We start from the raw sequence: 7063 nt of genomic DNA on the forward strand, positions 1-7063 counted from the left end.
TGGCCGGTGCCACCCCGACCCCGCCGGCCGGCGCGACCCGCTGGCGGCGGGCGCGCTGGGTGGTGCTCGGCGCGCTGCTGGCCCTGGTCGGAGTGGCCTCCGCGGCGACGCTCTACCTGACCCGGGACCGCTACCCGGATCTGGAGTTCGCCTCGCTGCGTGAGCTGTCCCGGCTGTCGGCCGGCGCCGAACGGCCGGTCGACATGTGGACGGCGGTGCTCGACGACCGGGCCTACCTGGCGTTCCCACTGCCGGACGACCGGTTGGAGGTGGTGGCCGTCGACGCGGGCGACGGCCGCGAGGTGTGGCGCGAACAGACCGACGTACGGGCCGACGACTGGGAGGCGATCATCGCCGTCCCCGGGGCGGTCGCGGTCCTCGCCGACGCACCGGGCGACAGCACCCCCCGACCGTTGGCCGTCCTCGACGGTCGTACCGGTGAGCAGCGTTGGCAGCGCGTGCTCCGCGCTGACGACGACGTGTACTTCGCCGACGACACGGCGGTGCTGGTGGACCGGGCCGCGGACGAGCTGGTCGGCCTGCGCCTGACCGACGGCTCGGCGAAGTGGACCCAGCCCAACCCCCGCGACCGGTTCGCCGGTGGCCGTACCGTGGTCCGGCCGGTCGGCACCGACGCGGCGGCGGGCGGACCGGCCTTCGTCGACGGCACGCCCCGCGACCCGTGGACGGGCAAGGGGCGGCGACTCGTCCAGGTGGGCGCGGACCGGTCGGTGCGGCTGCTCGACATGACATCCGGCGCGGTCCTGCGCCAGTGGGGCAGCGTGGCCGACCTCGACGACCTGGTGGTCGCCCACGAGGACCGCCTGTACGTGGCCGCCAACGAGGGTGGATACCAGCTGCTCGCGTACGACCTGGGTTCCGACGCCGAGCCGGTGGTGCTGCACCGGTCCGGGAACGACGAGTACCGCCCGAAGGAGCTGGTGGCCTGCGGTGAGCGGCGGGCGTGCCTGTTGCAGGTGCCGGAGAATGACATCGCGCGCACCGAGGTGGTGGCGGCCACCGAGGGTGAGCGCATGATCAGCTGGTCGGCGCCGGGGGTGACCGGCCTGGTCCCGTTGGGTGAGCAGGTGCTCGCCCAGCGGGAGTCCCCGGAGCCGACCGTCACCGTCTTCGACGCCGCCGGCAAGCCGGTGCTGCGGGAGCGGGGCGGGGTGGCGGTCCGCCTGGACGCGGGCAACCTGCTGGTCTTCGCTAAGGCCCCCAGCGTGGTAGCGGACAACCGGGTGCTGGCCGGGGTGTGGGCCGAGTCCGGGGAGGTCGACGAGTTGGGTGAGCTGAAGGATGTGCGCAGCTCGTCCTGCTCGTGGAACACCCGCGTGATCGCCTGTGGCGCGGACGAGGACTTCGTGCTGTACCGCTTCACCGACGACTGACGTGAACGGCCCACGGGCCGGCTCGTACGATGCTCCGGTGAATCTTCGAGGTACGGTCCGGGCCGATCGTCCGCTGGTGGTGCTCGCCGTCGGGGAGGAGGCCCGCTACCTGCCGCCCGAGCTGCCGGTCCTGCTCACCGGCATGGGCAAGGTGAACGCCGCCAGCGCGGTGGCCGCGGTGCTGGCCGCCGGGCCGCGCCCCACCCTGTTGCTCAACCTGGGTACGGCCGGGGCGTTGCGCCCCGGGTTGGCCGGCATCCACGAGGTGGCCACCGTGCTCCAGCACGACCTGGACACCGACCTGCTGCGCACGCTGACCGGCGAGACCTACGGGGCGCCGCTGTCGCTGGCCGCCGAGGGCGCGGTGCTGGCCACCGGCGACACCTTCGTGGCCGACGACGCGGAGCGGGACCGGTTGGCGCAGCGCGCCGACCTGGTCGACATGGAGGGGTACGCGGTGGCCTGGGCCGCCGCGCAGGCCGGCGTGCCATGCCGGCTGGTCAAGCAGGTCAGCGACGAGGCGGGCGACGGCGCGGCCCGGACCTGGCAGGAGTCGGTGGACGCCTGCGCCCGGGACCTCGCCGAGTGGGCCGCTCGACACCTCGCCTGAAAGAGCAGGTCAGTCATCGGGTTGCCGCATCCGCAGGCCGGGCGTGGTCTCCCGGGCCGCTCCGGGAATCAGGATGTGCGCCGCCAGCGTGAGCGCCACGACTGCGGTGACCAGCAGCGGCGGCCAGCGGCCGGCCCACGGCAGCGTCAGCAGCGGCAGGGGGAGGCAGAGCATTCGCCGCCACGGCACGAGCATGGACACCAGCAGGGTGAACAGGGCGCGGCCGATCACGAACAGCGCGGGGCCGCCCAGTATCAGTAACAGCCATCCCACCGGCGTGGTGCCGGTCGGCCGGGTGACGACCAGGTCGAACGAGGCCGCCGTGGCGACCACCCCGGCCAGCATCACCAGATGGCTGTACGGAGCCACCCGGGCTGGCCGGCCCGACTTCGGCCCGGCCCCAGCCTCCAGCAACTCGCCGGCCCGGAAGACGTAGACCTGCCAGAGCAGCAGCATGACGGCGAACGCGCAGAACAGTGCGGCGACCCGGAATCCGGCCAGCGGGCCCCGGCTGACCTGCAACGTGGGAATGAGGATGATGTCGCCGAGGGCCAGGATGATGAACTGCTGGTACCGCTCGCCCAGATGTGCGGTGGTCCGCTCGTACTGGTCGAAGGGCACCCGGCCCAGCCAGGGCGTGGGGTAGCGGGCCGCCGCGGAGAGCAGGTCGATCGTGATGGCGATGGTCCAGAGGCTCCAGTTCACCGTGCCGGACACCGCGCCGGTGATCCAGAAGACGCCGGACACCACGAACCAGAAGAAGAACCTGGTGGCCCGGACCATGGCCGCCCGATGTCGCTTTCGGTACAACGTCGTGACCAGGACGATGCCGCGGATCACGTGCGTGCCGACGTACGAGATCGCGAAGACCATCGCGTGCCCGTCGGAGACCATCGGCAACGACGCCGCCATCCCCACCGACCCGACCATGGCGATCATCAGGATGGCCTGGATCGGGCGTTGCTGCGGGTCGTAGAACTCGGTGGTGGTGGAGGTGACCGACCAGGTCCACCAGATCGCGGTCAGCATCAGCAGGACCATCGCGGCGCCGGACCAGTTGTGGCTTTCCGCCAGCAGGGTCGAGGTCAGCGCGAGCGAGGCCACGAAGACCACGTCGAAGAGCAACTCCAGCAGCGTGGCCCGGGTCGAACCGTCCGGCCGGCGTACCAGCGCCGCGGTGCCTCCGGTGGTCATGCCCGGCCTCCCGCCGTGTCTCCGAGGATTATCGGCGGTGCCGGCGCGGCCCGTCCCCAGATCGGCGATTCTCGCCGGTCGGGGAAGGGCGGCCGGTGGTTGCCACGGCGAGCGCCGTGACCGGGGAGGTCAGTCGTCGGGTTGCCGCAACCGCAGGCCCGGCGTGGTCTCCCGGGCCGCTCCGGGAAACATGATGTGACCGGCCAACCCGAGCGCCACGATCGTGGCCACCAGCACCGGCGGCCAGCCGCCGGCCCACGGCAGCACCAGCAGCGGCAGGAGCTGCCAGGCAATTCGCCGCAACGGCATGACCCACGACACCGCCATGGTGAAGATGACGCGGCCGACCACGAACAGCGTCGGGCCGGTGATGATCAGCACGAGCCACGGCACCGGCGTCGTTCCGGTCGGCCTGGTGACGATCAGGTCGAAGGCGGCGGCGGTGCTGGCCACGCCGGCCAGCATGACCAGATGGGTGAACGGGGCCAGCCGCGTTGCCCGGCTCCCGTGGGATCCGGCCGCCACCAACAACTCGCCGGCGCGGAAGACGTAGATCTGCCAGAGCAGCAGCATGGTGGCAAAGGCGCAGAGCAGGGAGGCGAGCCGGAGGTGGTCGAGATGGCCCCGGCTGACCTGCAGCGTCGGCAACAGGATGATGTCGCCGAGGGCCAGGATGATGAACTGTTGGTACCGCTCGCCCAGGTGCTCGGTGGTCCGTCCGTACTGGGGGAGCGGTATCCGGCCCAGCCGGGGCGTGGGGTAGCGGGCCGCCGCGGCGAACAGGTCGATCGTTATGGCGATCGTCCAGAGCCCCCAGTTCGGAGTCTCTGACAGCGCGCCGGTGACCCAGAAGACGCCGGACACCGTGAACCAGAAGAGAAACCGGGTGGCCCGCTCCCTGATCGTCCGGTGCCCCTGCAGGTGCAAGGCGGTGACCAGGATGATGCAGCGACTCACATGCGTGCCGACGTACGAGATCACGAAGACCAGCAGGTGCCCGATGCTGACCATCGGCAGGGATGCCGCCATCCCCACCGACCCGACCATGGCGATCATCAGGATGGCCTGGATCGGGCGTTGCTGCGGGTCGTAGAACTCGGTCGTGGTCGTGGTGACCGACCAGGTCCACCAGACGGCGGTCAGCATCAGCAGCAGCTTGGCGCCGCCGGACCAGGAGAGCTCTTCGGACAACAGTTTCGATGTCAGTGCGAGGGCGGCCACGAAGACCACGTCGAAGAGCAACTCCAGCAGGGTTGCCCGGGTCGACCCGTCCAGCCGGCGTACCAGCGCCGCATTCCCTTTGGTGGTCATGCCCGGCCTCCCGCCGCGTCTCCCGAGGAATTATCGGCGGCCCCGACACGGGCCGTCCCCGGATCGGTGATTCCCGCTGGTCGGGGAAGAGTGCAGCCGGAGGTTGCCACGGCGCCGGACGCCGGGCGATGCTTGACTGCATCCATCAGAGTCGATCTCTTCGGAGGTTCGGATGCGCCGCTCCCCGCTGGTCGCCCTCGTCCTGACCGTCCTGCTGCTCGTCGCGCCCGGCGCGGCGCAGGCCGCCGTCCCCGACCGGGCCGCCGCCGACCCGGCGGCCCTGCTGACCGGGGTACGCACCGCGGGCACCGCGTGGGGTCTCGACCCCGCCACCGGCCGGATGACCCTCACCGTCGACGACACCGTGGCCCCCACCGAACTGACCGCACTGCGGGCGGTGGCCGACCGCGCCGGCGTGCTGCTGCGCCGCGAACCCGGAAAGCTGCGTCCCCTGATCGCCGGTGGGCAGGCCATCTACGGCGGCGGCGCGCGCTGCTCGCTTGGCGCGAACGCGCGCAGCGGCAGCACCTACTACGTGATCACCGCCGGGCACTGCACCACCGCCGCCGCCACCTGGTACGCCGACAGCGCCCAGACCACCGTGCTCGGCACCCGCACCGCCACCAGCTACCCCACCAACGACTACGGGCTGATCCGCTACACCGGTCGGATCGCCCATCCGAGCGCGGTCTACACCTACCCCGGCCTGCTGACCATCAACGGCCCCGGCAACGCGTACATCGGTCAGGCGGTGTGCCGCAGCGGCAGCACCACCGGGGTGCGCTGCGGCAGCGTCACCGGTCTCAACCAGACGGTCAACTACTCCACCGGCGTGATCTACGGCCTGATCCGCACCAACATCTGCGCCGAGCCGGGGGACAGCGGCGGACCGCTCTACGTGGCCTCCACCGGCACCATCCTCGGCATCCTCTCCGGCGGCACCGGCAACTGCACCGCCGGCGGCACCACCTACTACCAGCCGATCGCGGAGGTGCTGGCCGCGTACGGGCTGACGTTGCCCTGAGGGTCGACGCGCGACGGGTTGCCCGTCCCGCGCGGGACACCTAGGCTCGGCGACGCCCAGCACCCCCGCCGCGAGGACGTGTGCCCGATGCCGACCGACCCCCGACCTGACCAGGCGAGCGTCCCGGCCGGCCTTCCGTCGGTGGAGGTGGCCGCGGTGGGGGAGACGATGGTGGTGCTCTGCCCCGCGCCCGGTGAGCGGTTGGAGCACGCCGAGCGGGTCGCCGTCTCGGTCGGTGGCGCCGAGTCCAACGTGGCCGGTTACCTGGCCCGCCTGGGACACCGGACGACCTGGGTGAGCCGGGTCGGCGACGACCCCTTCGGTCGGGCCGTCATCCGGCACGTCGCCGCCGCCGGCGTCCGCGTCGACCAGGTGTGCGTGGACCCGGCCGCCCCCACCGGCCTGTACGTCAAGGACCCGGGCCCGGAGGGGACCGCCGTGCACTACTACCGGGCCGGGTCGGCGGCCGCCCGGATGGACCCGGCCACGCTGGCCGACCCGGCGCTGGCCGGTGCCCGGGTGCTGCACCTGTCCGGGATCACCCCGGCGCTGTCCGCCTCCTGCCGGGCGCTGGTCGAGCACGCGGTGACCGACCGACCGCTGGCCGGGTCGCTGGTCAGCTTCGACGTCAACCACCGGGCCCGGTTGTGGTCCGCCGAGCAGGCCGCGCCGGTGCTGCGCGACCTCGCCAACCGCTGCGACCTCGTCTTCGTCGGGCAGGACGAGGCGGAAACCCTCTGGGGCGTCACCGACCCGACGGCCGTACGCGAGCTGCTGCCCGCCCCGGAGACGGTGGTGGTCAAGGACGGCGCGGTGGGCGCCACCGCACTGGTCCGCGACGCCGAGCCGGTCTTCGTGCCCGCTCCCCGGGTGACGGTGGTGGAGCCGGTCGGCGCCGGAGACGCCTTCGCCGCCGGCTACCTGGCCGGGCTGCTGCGCGGCCTCGACCCCGTGCGGCGGTTGCGCCTCGGCCACCTCGTCGCGGCGCAGGCTTTGACCAGCAGCGGCGACAACGCCCCGGTGCCGCCGTGGGCCTGGTTCGAGAAGCTCGTCGACGCCCCCGCCGACGCCTGGTCGCCGCTCGACCTGACCGACCCGGGGGCGACGACCTGAGTCGGGCCGCCGGCCAGCAGCAACACTTTCACCGCGACCCTGGATGGAGTGCACCATGACCACACCGGACTTCGACCACATCTTCGGCGGCGCCCGGGTGATGGCGATCCTGCGCGGCCTGCCGGTCGCCGAGACCGTTCGGCTCGCCGAGCGTGCCTGGGACCTCGGCATCGACGTGGTGGAGGTTCCGGTGGCCACCGCCGACGCGGTGCCGGCGCTGCGGGCCGCCGTCGAGGCGGGGGCCGAGCGCGACCGGATCGTCGGTGCCGGCACCGTGCTCGACGTCGAACAGGTCGCGGCGGCGGCCGAGATAGGAAGAGAAAAAGCCTGAAATCCAGTCACGTGGACTTATATCGTATGACGTGTTCTGCTTGGAAAAAAAAAAAAGTAAAGAGTAAGAGGAGATGAGAGAACGAT

The 7063-nt window shown here is 72.0% G+C and carries 7 protein-coding genes; 5 read left to right on the plus strand and 2 right to left on the minus strand.

Annotated features, from left to right (window positions below; all coding sequences use genetic code 11):
• Both PSH25_RS30450 and PSH25_RS30455 read left to right on the plus strand, forming a co-directional pair.
• The coding region (locus PSH25_RS30450) for an outer membrane protein assembly factor BamB family protein (RefSeq protein ID WP_238662334.1) at positions 1–1394 on the plus strand (1394 nt) is incomplete at its 5' end.
• Between the two features lie 37 nt (positions 1395–1431).
• On the plus strand, positions 1432–2004 hold the full coding sequence (locus PSH25_RS30455) for a nucleosidase (RefSeq protein WP_238662335.1): 573 nt from the start codon (positions 1432–1434) through the stop codon (positions 2002–2004).
• A 9-nt stretch (positions 2005–2013) separates the two neighbouring features.
• Here PSH25_RS30455 and PSH25_RS30460 read toward each other — a convergent pair whose 3' ends face one another.
• Both PSH25_RS30460 and PSH25_RS30465 read right to left on the minus strand, forming a co-directional pair.
• On the minus strand, positions 2014–3198 hold the full coding sequence (locus PSH25_RS30460; RefSeq protein WP_238662336.1) for a low temperature requirement protein A: 1185 nt from the start codon (positions 3196–3198) through the stop codon (positions 2014–2016).
• A gap of 129 nt (positions 3199–3327) precedes the next feature.
• Positions 3328–4509, minus strand: a complete 1182-nt coding sequence (locus PSH25_RS30465) for a low temperature requirement protein A (protein ID WP_238662337.1) — start codon at positions 4507–4509, stop codon at positions 3328–3330.
• A gap of 172 nt (positions 4510–4681) precedes the next feature.
• On the opposite strand from PSH25_RS30465, the gene PSH25_RS30470 reads away from it, so the two are divergent.
• From PSH25_RS30470 to PSH25_RS30480, 3 genes are all read left to right on the plus strand, one after another.
• Positions 4682–5533, plus strand: coding sequence for a S1 family peptidase (locus PSH25_RS30470; protein ID WP_238662338.1), 852 nt, complete (start codon positions 4682–4684; stop codon positions 5531–5533).
• A gap of 87 nt (positions 5534–5620) precedes the next feature.
• A complete protein-coding gene (locus PSH25_RS30475) occupies positions 5621–6646 on the plus strand; it encodes a sugar kinase (protein ID WP_238662339.1) in 1026 nt (341 codons plus the stop codon).
• Between the two features lie 55 nt (positions 6647–6701).
• Complete coding sequence (locus tag PSH25_RS30480; protein ID WP_238662340.1) at positions 6702–6977, plus strand: beta/alpha barrel domain-containing protein; 276 nt, start codon at positions 6702–6704, stop codon at positions 6975–6977.
• Positions 6978–7063 lie beyond the last annotated feature (86 nt).

Origin of the sequence: Micromonospora foliorum (assembly GCF_022229015.1) — a bacterium.
Classification (GTDB): Bacteria; Actinomycetota; Actinomycetes; order Mycobacteriales; family Micromonosporaceae; genus Micromonospora; species Micromonospora foliorum.

What these genes read in the sequence shown, in the direction of transcription:
- PSH25_RS30460 (WP_238662336.1), bottom strand. Translation starts at nt 3,198, where the DNA reads ATGACCACCGGAGGCACCGCGGCGCTGGTACGCCGGCCGGACGGTTCG.
- PSH25_RS30480 (WP_238662340.1), top strand. Translation starts at nt 6,702, where the DNA reads ATGACCACACCGGACTTCGACCACATCTTCGGCGGCGCCCGGGTGATG.
- PSH25_RS30465 (WP_238662337.1), bottom strand. Translation starts at nt 4,509, where the DNA reads ATGACCACCAAAGGGAATGCGGCGCTGGTACGCCGGCTGGACGGGTCG.
- PSH25_RS30470 (WP_238662338.1), top strand. Translation starts at nt 4,682, where the DNA reads ATGCGCCGCTCCCCGCTGGTCGCCCTCGTCCTGACCGTCCTGCTGCTC.
- PSH25_RS30475 (WP_238662339.1), top strand. Translation starts at nt 5,621, where the DNA reads ATGCCGACCGACCCCCGACCTGACCAGGCGAGCGTCCCGGCCGGCCTT.